The organism is Achromobacter xylosoxidans A8 (assembly GCF_000165835.1).
In the GTDB taxonomy this organism is placed as follows: domain Bacteria; phylum Pseudomonadota; class Gammaproteobacteria; order Burkholderiales; family Burkholderiaceae_B; genus Achromobacter; species Achromobacter xylosoxidans_B.
The window spans coordinates 5338410-5353110 of the sequence record NC_014640.1 but is presented as its reverse complement, the minus strand read 5'-3'; the positions used below and the strand labels follow the sequence as shown (position 1 = coordinate 5353110).

Sequence of the window (14701 nt, the reverse complement as noted above, 5' to 3'; positions counted from 1 at the left end):
GCGGGTGTGGCGGTCTAGAGCGCGGCGGCCTGCTTGGCGAGCTTCACGGCTTCTTCATAGTTCGCCTTGGAACGGCCGTTCCACTCGCCTTCCAGCTGGGTGATCTGCTGGTTCACGGCGGCGTCCTTCTTGTTGCCCGCGAAGATCGCCAGGAACGCCGGATCCGCGGCCTTCTTGCCGTCGACCAGCGGCGCCCAGGTCAGCTTGCGGGCCTGTGCCAGCAGCTCGGCAGCCTTGCCACTCTTGGCCTTGTCGCCCAGCTTGGCTTCGGCGTCGTAGATGGCCTTGGTGGCGGCCTGCAGTTCCTTCAGGCGGAACGTCACCGTCTGGTCATACAGCGACTGCACCACGTAGTAGCGCGACTGCGACAGGTCGGCGTTGAATTGCACCTTGCTGCGCTTGGCGATTTCGGCGGGGTCGGGATAGCCCTGGGGAATCTTGCCGGCCAGCGCCGAGTAGGGCAGCACCGGCAGGCGCGAGATCTTGGGCTCCAGCAGCAGTTCCTGCCCGGCCTGGCTGAGCGTGAAGGCGATGAACTTCTTGCCTTCCTCGGTGTTCTTCGCGCCCTGGATCAGCGCGATGTTGGCGGGCACGATGGCGGTTTCGGAGGGGTAGACGAATTCCACCGGGAACTTGGAATACTTGCTGGACAGGCCGAAGAAGTCGATCACCGGCCCGGCGCCGAACTGGCCGTTGTTCACGCCATCGGGCACGCCGAACGAGCGCTCGGTGACCGCGCTGCTGTTGCCCGACATGCGCAGCAGCGTGCTCCAGCCCTCATCCCAGCCCTCGCCCTGGAGGATGGTTTCCACGGTCAGGTGCATGGTGCCCGAGCGCGACGGCGAGGTGATGCCGACGTGGCCGAACCATTGCGGCGACAGGAGGTCCTTCCATTCGACCGGCGCGGGGATCTTGTGCGCGGCGATGTAGCGCGTGTTGTAGATGATGCCGTAGCCGGCCAGGGCCTGGCCCAGGTACATGCCGCCCGGATCGTTGATGGGGTAGTTGCCGATCTTGTCCGGCACCTGCTTGTTGGCCACGTCGGCGGAGTTCGCCAGCAGCTTGTCGCGGCCCAGCACTTCGAAGGCGTCGGGCGCGCTGGCCCAGAACACCTCGGGACGCTGGCCGGCGGGCGTTTCGCGCACATAGGCGATGCCCGACACGGTGTTCTTGTTCAGGATTTCCAGCGTGATGCCGGGGTTGGCCTTTTCGAAGGCTGTCTTGTAGGCCTGGGTCAGGTCTTTGGGGAACGACGTGATCACCGTGACGGTGCCTGCCAGGGCAGGGGCCGCGCAAACGGCCAGCACCGCACCTGCAAGGGCTGTGCGCATTGCATGCATGGTTTGTCTCCGTGGTTTTAGATTTGTCCGGAGACAGTACTGGCCGGCCTGGACAGCGTCCAATCAGAAATTTTGATGCGCGCCATCAATGCGGGCGCCCCGGCCGCGCGGGGCGCCGTGCCTTGCCCGCTAGGCGGTGGCGGATACGCCGCCTTGCATGGCCCGGGCCTGCTTGTCCATCACTGCTGTGATCTGCTGCTGGATCTGCATCGCCTGGGCATTGAGCGCCATCAGTTGCTGGGCCTTCATTTCGGCCGGCATGCCGCTGGCCTTGACCTTGGCGATCTGGTCCATCACGCGCTTGAGCTGTTTCTGCAGTTCCTTGATCTGGCGCGTGTAGGCGTCGTCGTTGCTGGAGTCTTCGGTTTCCTTGGTTTCCTGCACGTTGCCCATTTTCAGGCCGCCGGGGGCGTTGACGCGGATCTTGCCGTCCGCGGACACCGTACTCGCTTCCGCGTCCGAGGCGCTCTTGGCTTCCTTGTTGGCCTGGATCTTCTGGGCCCAGAGGTCGGCCAGGCTGTTGATTCGGGAACTGCCGCTGATGGGATCGATCGCCATGATTGCTCCTGCCGCCTATGAGGATTTCGGGGTTTTCACTAGTACGGCATTCTGACGGTGAACTTAAGCATTGCCGCCCGTTTGCGGCCCCCTTTACACTGGCGCCCGCTCACACCCAACACCTACTTTGGGATATCCATGTCCAATTCCTACTTTCCACGCTGGCGCCTGGCGGACGACTCCGAACCCGGCGTCATCATCGCGCCCGATGAAAGACTGTCCTGGCCCAAGAACGTGGCCATGGGCGCGCAGCACGTGGTCGCCATGTTCGGCTCCACCGTGCTGGCGCCGCTGCTGATGGGTTTTGACCCGAACGTCGCCATCCTGATGTCAGGGATCGGCACCCTGATCTTCTTCCTGTTCGTCGGCGGCCGCGTTCCCAGCTACCTGGGCTCCAGCTTCGCCTTCATCGGCGGCGTGATCGCGGTGACCGGCTATGCCGGCGGCGGCGCCAACGCCAATATCGGCGTGGCCCTGGGCGCCATCATCGCCTGCGGCCTGGCCTACACGCTGATCGGCCTGATCGTCTGGTTCGTCAACGCGAGGGCCGGGGGCGGCGCGAACTGGATCGACACCCTGATGCCGCCCGTGGTCACGGGCGCGGTGGTCGCGGTCATCGGCCTGAACCTGGCCCCTATCGCCGCCAAGGGCGCGATGGGCGCGTCGGGCTTTGACAGCGTGATGTCCATGGTGACCATCCTTTGCGTGGGCGGCATCGCCGTGTTCACCAAGGGCATGGTGCAGCGCCTGCTGATCCTGGTCGGCATGATCCTGGCCTGCGTGTTGTACGGCATCCTCGCCAACGGCATGGGCCTGGGCAAGCCCATCGATTTCTCCGGCGTGGCCGCCGCGGCCTGGTTCGGCCTGCCGCACTTCGCCGCGCCGGTGTTCAAGGCCGAGGCCATGGGCCTGATCGTGCCCGTCGCCATCATCCTGGTGGCCGAGAACCTGGGCCACGTGAAGGCGGTCAGCGCCATGACCGGCCAGGACCTGGACCGCTACCTGGGCCGCGCCTTCGTCGGCGACGGGGTCGCCACCATGGTGTCCGGCGCGGTGGGCGGCACGGGCGTCACCACCTATGCCGAGAACATCGGCGTGATGGCAGTCACACGTATCTACTCGACGCTGGTGTTCGTGGTGGCGGCCCTGATCGCCATCGTGCTGGGCTTCTCGCCCAAGTTCGGCGCGCTGATCCAGATGATCCCCGCGCCCGTGCTGGGCGGCATGTCGGTGGTGGTGTTCGGTCTGATCGCCATCGCCGGCGCCCGCATCTGGGTGGTCAACCAGGTGGACTTCAGCGACAACCGCAACCTGATTGTGGCCGCGGTCACGCTGGTGCTGGGCGCGGGCGACTTCACGGTCAAGCTGGGCAATTTCACGCTGGGCGGCATCGGCACCGCCACCTTCGGCGCCATCATCCTGTACGCCCTGCTGCGCCGCAGGAAGTAAGCGGCGCGGCCATGCGCGGACCTGGCGTCACGCGCATGGCCGGCTGGCGCGCCTAGGTGCGCGACAGCCGCGAGGCGGCGCCCGTGCCGGTTAGCGCCACCGGCGCCGCCTCGATCACCTGTCCCGATTGCGTCTTGAATACGGAGGTTGCCTCCGCCAGGCGCCGCGCCTGTTCCTCCATCGCGGCCGCTGCGGCGGAGGCTTCCTCGACCAGCGCGGCATTCTGCTGCGTGACCTCGTCCATCTGCGTGATCGCCAGGCTGACCTGGTCGATGCCGCCGGCCTGCTGGGCCGACGCTGCTGAAATTTCAGCCATGATCGCGGCCACCCTTTGCACCGAATCCACGATTTCCTGCATGGTTTGCCCGGTGGCAGCGACCTGGGCCGATCCGGCGGCGACGGTGTCCACCGAGGCCTCGATCAGCGTCTTGATCTCCTTGGCGGCTTGTGCGGCGCGTTGGGCCAGCGTACGGACTTCGCCCGCTACCACGGCAAAGCCCTTGCCCTGTTCGCCGGCGCGCGCGGCCTCGACTGCGGCGTTCAGCGCGAGGATATTGGTCTGGAAAGCGATGCCGTCGATCACCGATACGATGTCCGAGATCCGCCGCGAGCTGTCCGAGATGCCGTGCATGGTGGCCACTACCTGCTCCACGTTCTGGCCGCCGCGTTGCGCCACGTCCATGCTGACCGCGGCCAACTGATTGGCCTGGGCGGCGTTCTCCGCGTTCTGCTTGACGGTGACCGCCAGCTCTTCCATGGTCGAAGCCGTTTCCTCTAGCGCCGCGGCTTGCTCTTCGGTGCGCACTGACAGGTTGGCGTTGCCGGCCGCGATTTCAGCCGCGCCCACGTTGATCTCGTCTACTCCCTGTCGGACCGACGTTACGGTGCGGGTCAAGCCTTCCTGCATGCGTTTGAGCGAGGCGAACAGGACGCCGATCTCATTGTTGGAGCGGGTCTCCACGCGGTTCGTCAGGTCGCCGGCCGCGATGCGATCGAAGTGCCGGCCGGCCTCCTGCAGCGGACGGAGCACGGCGCGCCGGATGAAGGTCCAGCACAGCGCGGTCAGGAGCAGGGCAACCGATATCAGCGCGACCGCTGAGATCCGTGCGGTGGCGTAGGTCTGCTCGGAGCTCGCCAGCACGCCGTCGCTACGCTCCTGGACCCGGCCCAGGAAGGCTTGCATGTCTTTCATGAAGTAGGCGTCGGCCTGGGGCAGCCGCCCCTCGTCCTGACGGTACTTGGCTGGCGAGCGTGCCTTGATGTTGGACTCCAGCGTGTCCAGGATGGCGGCGTATTCGGTGAATCGCCCCTGCAGCGTCTGGGCCAGTTGCTCACCGCGCGGGCTCTTGGGTACGGCCATGTAGCGGGCGAAACGCTCGCGCGCCTGCTTCAGATGGTTGGCGGCTTCCTCGCCAGCCAGCCCGGCCTGGTCCATGCCGCCGGCCTGCATGGCAGCCATGCCTGCACCGAGCGCCAGCCGCGCGCGCAGCAGGGCGGCGTTGGCTTCGTAGAGCGGGTCGACCTGATGGACCGCGACATTGTTCAGGTCCTTGATCTCGGTCACGCTTTTCTCGGCATTCATCCAGCTCAAGCCGCAAGCCAGCGTCAGGGCGACCACAAAGCAGCCCAGAACCAGCAGCATTCCAGTACGGACTTTCAGTTTTTCCAGCATGAGAGCTCCTCGTTCTTGAACGCGATCCGCCGCGTGCGGGAACGGCCCCGGCCGCCCGCCGCCTGGCGGAACGGCGAACGTCGCGCCGGATGGCTGCGATGCGTCCGCCACCACTGCAAACACCCGCAAAAATAAGACTCTTGCGCCTGGCTTGTGCTCGGGGTCTGCCAGGGCCTGGGCAGACAATAGTTCTCTTAATGCAATATGTATTTAATTGTTATTAATGACACAAATTGTTGTTTTATACTGCCTTAGACCCGTTTTCCTGGCGTTTTTGGGAGTTGTATTTCGACTGCGTTGTAAAAAAACTATTGAAAAGTAGTTTTTACGCAACATATGCGCCACGGATGCACGGCTGTCAGTACGTGCTGCCCGGTTTTCGGAGAAATTGGGAGAACCTGAAAGAAATGACGGGTTTTAGCGGGTTACAGCGGCGAAATGCGGCGAAAACGGCGTTTTCTCCGGCGGCTTGCAATTCCCGTGGACTTTGACCACAATATGACCTTGATTGCCCCGGTTCCGACCCGAGCCGGGGTTTTGTTTTGGTCGTCCGCGCCGCTCGTCAATGTCGATACCCCGATCGACGGCGCGCGCCAGGATTACGACCTTCACCGAGAACGCTCCGTCCGGGGCGTTTTCTACTTTTGTTTGGGAAACGACATGTCTGCCATTCCTTTGACCGTGCGCGGGGCCGAGCGCTTGCAAGAAGAGCTCCAGCGGCTGAAAACCGTGGAACGTCCTGCCGTTATCAACGCGATCGCTGAAGCGCGTGCGCAGGGTGATCTGTCGGAAAATGCCGAATATGACGCAGCTCGCGAGCGCCAAGGCTTTATCGAGGGCCGGATTGCCGAGCTTGAAGGCACGCTTTCCAATGCCCATCTGATCGACCCGACCGCCCTTGAGGCCGAAGGCCGCGCCGTGTTTGGCGCCACCGTCGACATCGAGGACCTGGATTCGGGCGATCGCGTGACGTACCAGATCGTCGGCGACGTTGAAGCCGACATCAAGTCGAACCTGATTTCCGTGTCGAGCCCGGTGGCGCGCGCGTTGATCGGCAAGAGCGAAGGCGACGTGGTCGAGGTCGTGGCCCCGGCTGGCGTTCGCGAGTATGAAGTCCTGGGCGTCCGTTACATCTGACGCCAATGTAGTAAGCTGGATGTTGTCAAAACACCATGGTTCGAACCGTGCGTTCGACTGAATTCCGCGGTTTAATGCGGATCGCTATGGTGGACCGGGCGCGTAAAGCGCCCGTTTTTGTGCCCGGCGCTTACCTTTTCGACGACTTGCGGCTGGTGCCGCTGCGTGCCCCGGCCCGCAGGCTGAGCGCGCTGCCGCCGCGGCGGGGAATGCCGTGACCGCTGGCAGTGGTCTTTTTGGTGCCGGGACGCATGGGCTTGCCGTTCTTGTTGAGCTGGTCCTGGGGCACGAAGCGCGTCTTCGGCTTGGGCTCTTCGGATTCGCTGCGGCGAGGGCGCTTGGCCAGGGTCTTGCCTTCGGCGGCCAGCTTCTTGGGCGTATGCGGCTCGGAGGCGCGGCGCTTGGCGGGGCGCTCGGGTTCCATGGCGGCCAGCGCGGCGGGCTTGATATTGCCGGCCAGCGGGCGGAACAGGATCAGCGTCTTGCCCAGGTGGTGCACGGGAGCGCAGGAAAGCGTGTCGCAGATGGTCGACAGCATTGCGTCGCGGGCCTCGCGGTCATCACCGCCGGCGCGCACCTTGATGAGGCCATGCGAAGTCAGTGCCAGGTCGATTTCCTTGAGCACGGCTTCGGTCAGGCCATTGTCGCCAATCAGGACGACGGGGCGCAGAGGGTGAGCGGCGGACCGAAGGTCGCTGCGCTCACGAGAGGTAAGTTCTAATATAGGCATGCGTGGAATTGTACGGTAATGGCCAAGAATAAATTCTCCAAAGACTGGATTCACCAGCACATCAACGATCCCTATGTGAAGCTGGCGCAACAGAAGGGCTACAGGGCCCGCGCCGCCTTCAAGCTGATCGAGATCCTGGATACCGAAAAGCTGATGCGCCGGGGCGACCTGGTGGTCGATCTGGGCTCGGCGCCCGGCAGCTGGTCCCAAGTGGCGCGCGAGCGCCTGGCGGGGCCGGGTGGGGTCGTGGACGGCCGCATCATTGCGCTCGACCTGCTGCCCATGGAGCCCGTGGCGGGCGTGGAATTCATCCAGGGCGACTTCCGCGATGATGAAGTTCTGAAACAATTGGAAGACATGGTCGGATCGCGCGCGGTGGATCTTGTTATTTCCGACATGGCCCCCAACTTGTCAGGGGTGGGTATTGCCGATTCCGCGCGCATCCAGCATGTGTGCGAGTTGGCGATGGAATTCTCCTGCGCCCACCTGAAGCCCAACGGAGTGCTGATCGTCAAGGCTTTCCACGGCAGCGGCTTTTCGCAGATCGTGGAGTCCTTCAAGCAGCGCTTCAAGCGGGTGGTCGAACGCAAGCCGAAGGCATCGCGGGACAAATCCTCCGAAACCTTTCTGGTTGCGCGCGATCTGAAGTAGCCCGGATTCGGGGCGCATCGCCCCAAGTCCGAAAAACTCACAGCCTGCCGGGACAACGACCAGAAAATTCGCGAATCAGACAAAACTTAAAGGGGCTCAGCCATCCCGGGACGCAATCTGGTCTGACAGGGTAGAATGAGCTATTGACATACTTGTGACTGTGCCATATGCGGGTGCGCGGTCGCCGGTCGGAATCGAAAGCAGGAGATCGACCTTGAATAATTCATTTTCGAAAGTCGCTGTCTGGATGGTGATAGCCCTCGTGCTGTTCACCGTCTTCAAACAGTTCGACGGACGCGCTCAGACCCAGGACGGCGTGACTTACACGCAGTTCATGGACGACGCCAAGGCGGGACGTATCCGCAAGGTCGACGTCCAGGGCGACGTGCTGTACGTCACCCCTGACGCAGGCCGTGCCTACACGCTGACTTCGCCGGGCGACCTCTGGATGGTCTCCGATCTGCTGAAGTACGGCGTCCAGGTTTCGGGCAAGCCGCGCGAAGAGCAATCGCTGCTGATGAGCATCTTCGTGTCGTGGTTCCCCATGCTGTTGCTGATCGGCGTCTGGGTCTTCTTCATGCGCCAGATGCAGGGCGGCGGCAAGGGCGGAGCATTCAGCTTCGGTAAATCGCGCGCCCGCATGCTCGACGAGAACACCAACCAGATCACCTTTGCCGACGTCGCCGGCTGCGACGAAGCCAAGGAAGACGTCCAGGAGCTGGTCGATTTCCTGCGCGACCCCAGCAAGTTCCAGAAGCTGGGCGGCCGCATTCCGCGCGGCGTGCTGATGGTCGGCTCGCCGGGTACCGGCAAGACGCTGCTGGCCAAGGCCATCGCGGGCGAAGCCAAGGTGCCGTTCTTCAGCATCTCGGGTTCCGACTTCGTTGAAATGTTCGTCGGCGTGGGCGCTGCCCGCGTGCGCGACATGTTCGAAAACGCCAAGAAGCATGCTCCCTGCATCATCTTCATCGACGAAATCGATGCGGTTGGCCGCCAGCGTGGCGCCGGCCTGGGCGGCGGCAACGATGAACGCGAACAGACGCTGAACCAGATGCTGGTGGAAATGGACGGCTTCGAGTCCGGCCAGGGCGTCATCGTCATCGCCGCGACCAACCGTCCCGACGTGCTGGATCCCGCGCTGCTGCGTCCGGGCCGCTTCGACCGTCAGGTCGTGGTGCCGCTGCCCGATATCCGCGGCCGCGAGCAGATCCTGAAGGTCCACATGCGCAAGGTCCCGCTGTCGCCCAACGTCGACGCGACCGTCCTGGCGCGCGGCACCCCGGGCTTCTCCGGCGCCGATCTGGCCAACCTGGTCAACGAAGCCGCGCTGTTCGCCGCCCGCCGCAATGGCCGCACGGTCGACATGTCCGATTTCGAAAAGGCCAAGGACAAGATCATCATGGGTGCGGAACGCCGCTCCATCGTGATGCCCGAAGAAGAGCGCAAGAACACCGCGTACCACGAGTCCGGCCACGCGATCGTCGCCCGCCTGCTGCCCAAGACCGACCCGGTCCACAAGGTCACCATCATCCCGCGCGGCCGTGCGCTGGGCGTGACCATGCAGCTGCCTGAGACCGACCGCTACAGCATGGACAAGGGCCGCCTGCTGTCCACCATCGCCGTGCTGTTCGGTGGCCGCATCGCCGAAGAAATCTTCATGGACCAGATGACGACGGGCGCCTCGAACGACTTCGAACGCGCCACCGCCATCGCCCGCGACATCGTCACGCGCTACGGCATGACCGACGAACTGGGTCCCATGGTCTACGCCGAGAACGAAGGCGAAGTGTTCCTGGGCCGCAGCGTCACCAAGACCACGCACATGTCGGAAGCCACCATGCAGAAGGTGGACACCGAGATCCGCCGCATCATCGACGAGCAGTACAGCGTTGCGCGCAAGATCCTGGAAGACAACCGCGACAAGGTCGAAGTGATGACCTCGGCGCTGCTCGAATGGGAAACCATCGACGCGGACCAGATCAACGACATCATCGAGGGCCGCCCCCCGCGTCCCCCGAAGACGCCTCAGGGCCCGTCGGATACGTCCGACACGCCGCCCACGGGCCTGGCGGCAGGTGGCAATACGGCTGCCGCTGTCTGAGGCTGCTCATCCTGAGTTATGGCAAATAACTTCCTTTGCGGGCGCTTCGAGTTTGATCTCGAGCGCCCGCTTGTCATGGGTATCGTCAACGTCACGCCGGATTCGTTTTCCGACGGAGGCCAGCACGACGATACCGATTCCGCAGTGGCGCATGCGCGCCAATTGATCGCCGAAGGCGCCCAGATCCTGGATCTGGGCGGCGAGTCCACGCGCCCCGGGGCGGATCCGGTCTCGGTGGCCGACGAACTGGCCCGGCTGCTGCCGGTGATGGAGGCGCTGCGCGATTGCGGCGTGCCCCTGTCCATCGACACCTTCAAGCCGGAAGTCATGCGCGCCGTGCTGGACGCCGGCGCTGACATGATCAACGACATTTATGGCTTCAGGCAGCCCGGCGCCGTCGAGGCGGTGGCGCATTCGCGCTGCGGGCTATGCGTGATGCACATGAAGGGCGAGCCCCGCACCATGCAGGCCGCCCCACCCGAATACTCCGACCTGATCGGTGAAATCGGGCTCTTCCTGGGGGCCCGCGCGCACAAGCTGCGCGCGGCCTGGATCGATCCTCGCCGCATCGTGCTGGACCCGGGCTTCGGCTTCGGCAAGACGGGCGACCAGAATTTCCAACTGCTGCGCCGGCTGTCCAGCTTGCGCAGCGCCGGCTATCCATTGCTGATCGGCCTGTCGCGCAAATCCATGATCGGCCAGGCTACCGGCCGGCCCGTGGGCGACAGGTTGCCCGGCAGCATCGCCGCGGCGCTTGCCTGCGTGGCGCGTGGCGCTTCCATCGTGCGTGTGCACGATGTGGCGGCCACGGTTGACGCGCTCAAGGTATGGCACGCGGCAGAACAAGGAGCAATCAGTTCATGATTCGACGCAAATATTTCGGTACCGACGGTGTCCGCGGTGAAGTCGGCGGTCCGGTGATCAACGCCGAATTCGCCCTGCGCCTGGGCTACGCGGCCGGCCGCGTGCTGGCGCGCGAGCACGCCGTGCGCGGCGGCAGCCGTCCGCAGGTCGTGATCGGCAAGGACACGCGGATTTCCGGCTACATGCTGGAGTCGGCGCTGGAAGCCGGGCTGTCGGCCGCGGGCATCGACGTGCTGCTGGCCGGCCCAGTGCCGACGCCCGCGGTGGCCTATCTGACCCGGGCGCTGCGTCTGGTGGCGGGCATCGTCATCAGCGCTTCGCACAATCCGTACCAGGACAACGGCATCAAGTTCTTCTCGGCGCAAGGCATGAAGCTGCCCGACGAGATCGAGGCCAGCATCGAAGCCGCGCTGGACGAGCCGCTGGGCTGCGTGGCCTCTGAAGCCCTGGGCCGCGCCCGCCGCATGGGCGACGCGCAGGGCCGCTACATCGAGTTCTGCAAAAGCACTTTCCCCAACGATCTGGACCTGAACGGCATGACGATCGTGGTGGACGCCGCCCACGGCGCCGCCTACAACATCGCGCCCCATGTGTTCCGTGAGCTGGGCGCCGAGGTGCACGCCATCGGCGTCAATCCGGACGGCTTCAACATCAATAAGGGCGTAGGCGCGATGCACCCTGAGTTGCTGGCCAAGGAAGTGCAGGCTCGCGGCGCCCAACTGGGCATCGCGCTGGACGGCGACGCCGACCGCCTGCAGATGGTGGACGGCGAAGGCCGCATCTATAACGGCGACGAACTCATGTATGCCATCGTCCGCGAACGCATGCAGCGCGGCAAGGTGGACGGCGTGGTCGGCACGCTGATGACCAACTTCGGCTTTGAGCGCGAAATGCAGCGCCTGGGCGTGGGCTTCGAACGCGCCAACGTCGGCGACCGCTACGTGCTGGAGCAAATGCAGGCGCGTGGCTGGCTGTATGGCGGCGAAAGCTCCGGCCACCTGCTGTGCCTGGACTGCCATTCGACGGGCGACGGCATCGTCGCCGCGCTGCAGGTCCTGACCGCGCTGCGCCGCAATTCGGTCGGGCTGGCAGAGTGGGTGAGCGATCTGCGCATGTATCCGCAGAAGATGATCAACGTGCCGTTGACTCCGGGCCAGGACTGGAAGACGCACGCCGGCCTGAGCGCCGCGCGCAAGGCGGTCGAAGCGGAGCTGGACGGCCGCGGCCGCATCCTGATCCGCGCCTCGGGCACCGAGCCGAAGCTGCGCCTGATGGTCGAGGCCGAGGACGAAGCCCTGGCCGTCTCCTGCGCCGAGAAGCTTGCGGCCAGCCTGGGATAAACGCCGGCCCCCGATTCCAAGCAAGGCCACCCGGCGCGTGACGGGTGGCCTTGTTTGTTCAAGGGCTGTATAGATTTGTAAAGTTTTGTCGATTTGGGCGGAGGATTGATTTATTCGCTCCAGACTAAACTTCATAGTCACGTAACATATTGGTCAAGTCTTTGACATACAGGGCGTCCACACTGGCTGGACTCTCTAGGAGCTTCGCGCAATGCTGGAATTAGCACGCATCAATCCGAGCCGTAATGCCGCAGAACCTTGGACCGGCGCCGCCGCCAAGGTGCTGGTGGTGGGCTTGGCGCGCACCGCTGAAGAAATCGAGCAGATTCAACGCCTGCGCTACGACGTCTTCACCGAGGACATGGGCGCGGTGTTCCCCGACGCCCAGGACGGCATCGAGCATGATCGCTTCGATCCGTTCTGCGAACATCTGATGGTCCGCGAGCTGGATACGGGCCGCGTTGTCGGCACCTACCGGATCCTGACGCCGGAAAAGGCGCGGGAGGCTGGCGGTTATTACTCGCAGTCCGAGTTCGACCTGTCCGGGCTGGGTTCCATCCAGGACGAGCTGGTCGAAGTCGGCCGCTCCTGCACGCACCCCGACTACCGTAGTGGCGGCGTCATCATGCTGCTGTGGTCGGGTCTGGCCGAATACCTGCGCCGGGGCGGCTATCAGTATGTGCTGGGCTGCGCCAGCGTCAGCCTGCGCGACGACGGCGTGACCGCCGCCGAAGTGTGGCGCACCATTTCCAAGCAACTGCCGCAAGGCGATGAGCCGCGCGTGACGCCGCTGCACCGCTATCCGGTGGAGAAGCTCAACAGCACCTTGCCGGCGCGCGTGCCGCCGCTGATCAAGGGCTATCTGAAGCTTGGCGCCAAGGTCTGTGGCGAGCCCGCCTGGGACCCGGACTTCAATGCCGCGGACTTTCCGGTGCTGCTCAAGATGGACCGCATGGACGAGCGTTATCGCCGCCACTTCGGGCTGGACCAGCCCGCCACTGCCCAGCGCTGACCATCATGCGCCGCCTGCTCCGCCGCATGAAGATCAGACTGATACGGCGAGCCACCCGGCCCTTGCGCATGGAGCTCAAGCGGCTGGATCGCGAAACCGATCTTTCGCCGTTCTAGATGACGCCGGCCCCGCAGTGCGGGGCCGGATGCAAACATTGCGGGCGCCAGGCCCGATCCTCAGAACTCCAGCAGTTCGAACGAAAATCCGACCTTGTTCCACTCGGCTTCTTCCGCGCGCAGCGTGAAGTCGCTCAGGGGATGTTGCGCCAGCCATTCGCGGTTGACCCGCACCACGATGGAGTTGTCGCGCACCGATGCCGTCAGCGGCAGCGGCTCGATTTCGTTGCGGCGGCGGAACAGCAGCACCGCCAGACGCAGGCTGAGGATGGCCTTCCATTGCGCGCGCGACCGCACCAGCGGTTCCAGCTTGGTCAGCTTGCCCTGATGGCCGAGCGCCAGCAGCGCCAGCAGTTGCTGGTCGGCGCGCGAGAAGCCCGGCATGTCGGCGTTTTCCAGCACGTAGGCGGTGTGCTTGTGGTACGCATTGTGGGCGATGGACAGGCCCACTTCATGCAGATCGGCCGCCCAGCCCAGCGCGGGGCGCAGCTCGGCGCGTTCCGGGCCGTCCGGGAACAGCGCGTCGAACAGGGTGAGCGCGGCGTGGTGCACGCGGCGCGCCTGGTTGACGTCGACGTGGTAGCGCTTCATGAACTGGCGCACCGATTCGTCGCGCTTGTCGTGCTCATCGTCGCGGCCCAGCAGGTCGTACAGCACGCCCAGGCGCAAGGCGCCGTCGCCGGTGTGCATGACGTCGATGCCCAGTTCGTCGAACAGGGCGCTCATGATGGCCAGGCCGCCCGGCAGCACGTCCGAGCGTTCGATCTTGATGCCGGGCAGTTCGGACGGAACCACGCGGCCGGAGCGGATGATGCGCTCCTTCAGCTTGTTCAGGCCGGCGCGCGTGATGCCGCGGTCCGAGAAGCGGCATTCGGTCAGGATGGCGAACAGCGCCTTGGCCGTGCCGGAAGAGCCGTAGGCCTCCTTCCAGCCCATCTTGCGGTACTGCTTGGCGATGACTTCGATCTCGCGGCGCGCGGCCAGTTCGGCCTGCTTCATCTGATGTGCGTCGACCACGCCGTCCGAGAAGAACTGGCGGCTGTAGCTGACGCAGCCCATGTAGAGCGAGGACATCAGCCCGGGCTCATGGCCCTTGCCGATGATGACTTCGGTGGAGCCGCCGCCGATGTCGATGACCAGGCGCTTGTTGGGCGAGGGGGGCAGGGTGTGGACCACGCCCGAGAAGATCAGGCGGGCCTCTTCGCGGCCGGCGATGACTTCGATGGGAAAGCCCAGCGCGGCTTCGGCGCGCGGCAGGAAGTCGCGGGTGTTGCGGGCGACGCGGAAGGTGTTGGTGGCAACGGCGCGGACCCGGTTGGGGTGGAAGCTGCGCAGGCGGTCGCCGAAGCGTTCCAGCACCGCGATGGCCCTGTCGATGGCGTTGTCGCCCAGCCGTTTTTCGGAGTCCAGGCCGGCCGCGAGCCGGACGGTTTCCTTGAGGCGGTCGATCTGATAGATCTGGGGCGTACCGTCCTGTTGAACGATGCGTCCGATGGAGAGGCGGAAGCTGTTGGACCCGAGGTCCACCGCGGCCAGAAGTTGATCCATGCGGCTCGTAATATTGGCTGAGAGGTGGGCCGATTATAGAGACCCCATGTGACAGCGCTCCCGGTTACGCTTTTTTTCTTACGGAACAGGGGCTTGCGGTGCATGGCCGCCCCGCTATATGTCCCGCTTTTAGCGTACGCTACGTTTTTGGCGTAGTGTCATGGAACCGTCACTTTTTTGCAG

Annotated in this window: 12 protein-coding genes; 7 read left to right on the top strand and 5 right to left on the bottom strand. The window is 64.5% G+C overall.

The features are described 5' to 3' along the window. Window positions 1-14 precede the first annotated feature (14 nt). Window positions 15-1340 (bottom strand): ABC transporter substrate-binding protein, encoded by a 1326-nt coding sequence (locus AXYL_RS24680; protein WP_013395597.1) that lies wholly within the window; start codon window positions 1338-1340, stop codon window positions 15-17. A gap of 129 nt (window positions 1341-1469) precedes the next feature. Then, complete coding sequence (locus AXYL_RS24675; RefSeq protein ID WP_013395596.1) at window positions 1470-1898, bottom strand: FlxA-like family protein; 429 nt, start codon at window positions 1896-1898, stop codon at window positions 1470-1472. Window positions 1899-2036: 138 nt separating this feature from the next. Between AXYL_RS24675 and AXYL_RS24670 the strand changes: the two genes are divergently transcribed. Beyond that, complete coding sequence (locus tag AXYL_RS24670) at window positions 2037-3347, top strand: solute carrier family 23 protein (protein ID WP_013395595.1); 1311 nt, start codon at window positions 2037-2039, stop codon at window positions 3345-3347. 52 nt (window positions 3348-3399) lie between these two features. On the opposite strand, the gene AXYL_RS24665 is transcribed toward AXYL_RS24670, so the two are convergent. Next, window positions 3400-5019, bottom strand: a complete 1620-nt coding sequence (locus AXYL_RS24665; protein ID WP_013395594.1) for a methyl-accepting chemotaxis protein — start codon at window positions 5017-5019, stop codon at window positions 3400-3402. Between the two features lie 660 nt (window positions 5020-5679). Between AXYL_RS24665 and greA the strand changes: the two genes are divergently transcribed. Continuing rightward, window positions 5680-6156 carry a transcription elongation factor GreA gene (greA, locus tag AXYL_RS24660; RefSeq protein WP_041654241.1) on the top strand — a complete coding sequence of 159 codons (477 nt, stop codon included), beginning with the start codon at window positions 5680-5682 and terminating at the stop codon, window positions 6154-6156. Between the two features lie 130 nt (window positions 6157-6286). Here greA and AXYL_RS24655 read toward each other — a convergent pair whose 3' ends face one another. Then, the gene (locus AXYL_RS24655; RefSeq protein ID WP_013395592.1) at window positions 6287-6886 is read right to left on the bottom strand and encodes a YhbY family RNA-binding protein; all 600 of its coding nucleotides are present in this window, start codon (window positions 6884-6886) and stop codon (window positions 6287-6289) included. Window positions 6887-6904: 18 nt separating this feature from the next. Here AXYL_RS24655 and AXYL_RS24650 point away from each other — a divergent pair, with 18 nt between their 5' ends. The 5 genes from AXYL_RS24650 (at window position 6905) to AXYL_RS24630 (ending at window position 12854) form a co-directional block, all read left to right on the top strand. Beyond that, window positions 6905-7537, top strand: coding sequence for an RlmE family RNA methyltransferase (locus AXYL_RS24650; RefSeq protein ID WP_013395591.1), 633 nt, complete (start codon window positions 6905-6907; stop codon window positions 7535-7537). A gap of 214 nt (window positions 7538-7751) precedes the next feature. Beyond that, window positions 7752-9638, top strand: coding sequence for an ATP-dependent zinc metalloprotease FtsH (gene ftsH, locus AXYL_RS24645; protein ID WP_013395590.1), 1887 nt, complete (start codon window positions 7752-7754; stop codon window positions 9636-9638). 18 nt (window positions 9639-9656) lie between these two features. After that, window positions 9657-10502: a dihydropteroate synthase gene (gene folP / locus AXYL_RS24640; protein ID WP_041654233.1), complete on the top strand. Its 846-nt coding sequence runs from the start codon at window positions 9657-9659 to the stop codon at window positions 10500-10502. After that, a complete protein-coding gene (gene glmM / locus AXYL_RS24635; RefSeq protein ID WP_013395588.1) occupies window positions 10499-11842 on the top strand; it encodes a phosphoglucosamine mutase in 1344 nt (447 codons plus the stop codon). The genes folP and glmM overlap by 4 nt, the downstream gene beginning before the upstream one ends. A 211-nt stretch (window positions 11843-12053) precedes the next feature. Continuing rightward, complete coding sequence (locus AXYL_RS24630) at window positions 12054-12854, top strand: GNAT family N-acetyltransferase (RefSeq protein WP_013395587.1); 801 nt, start codon at window positions 12054-12056, stop codon at window positions 12852-12854. Window positions 12855-13030: 176 nt separating this feature from the next. Here the strand turns inward: AXYL_RS24630 and ppx are convergent, their stop codons facing one another. Further along, complete coding sequence (gene ppx, locus AXYL_RS24625) at window positions 13031-14518, bottom strand: exopolyphosphatase (RefSeq protein WP_013395586.1); 1488 nt, start codon at window positions 14516-14518, stop codon at window positions 13031-13033. Window positions 14519-14701: the final 183 nt, after the last annotated feature.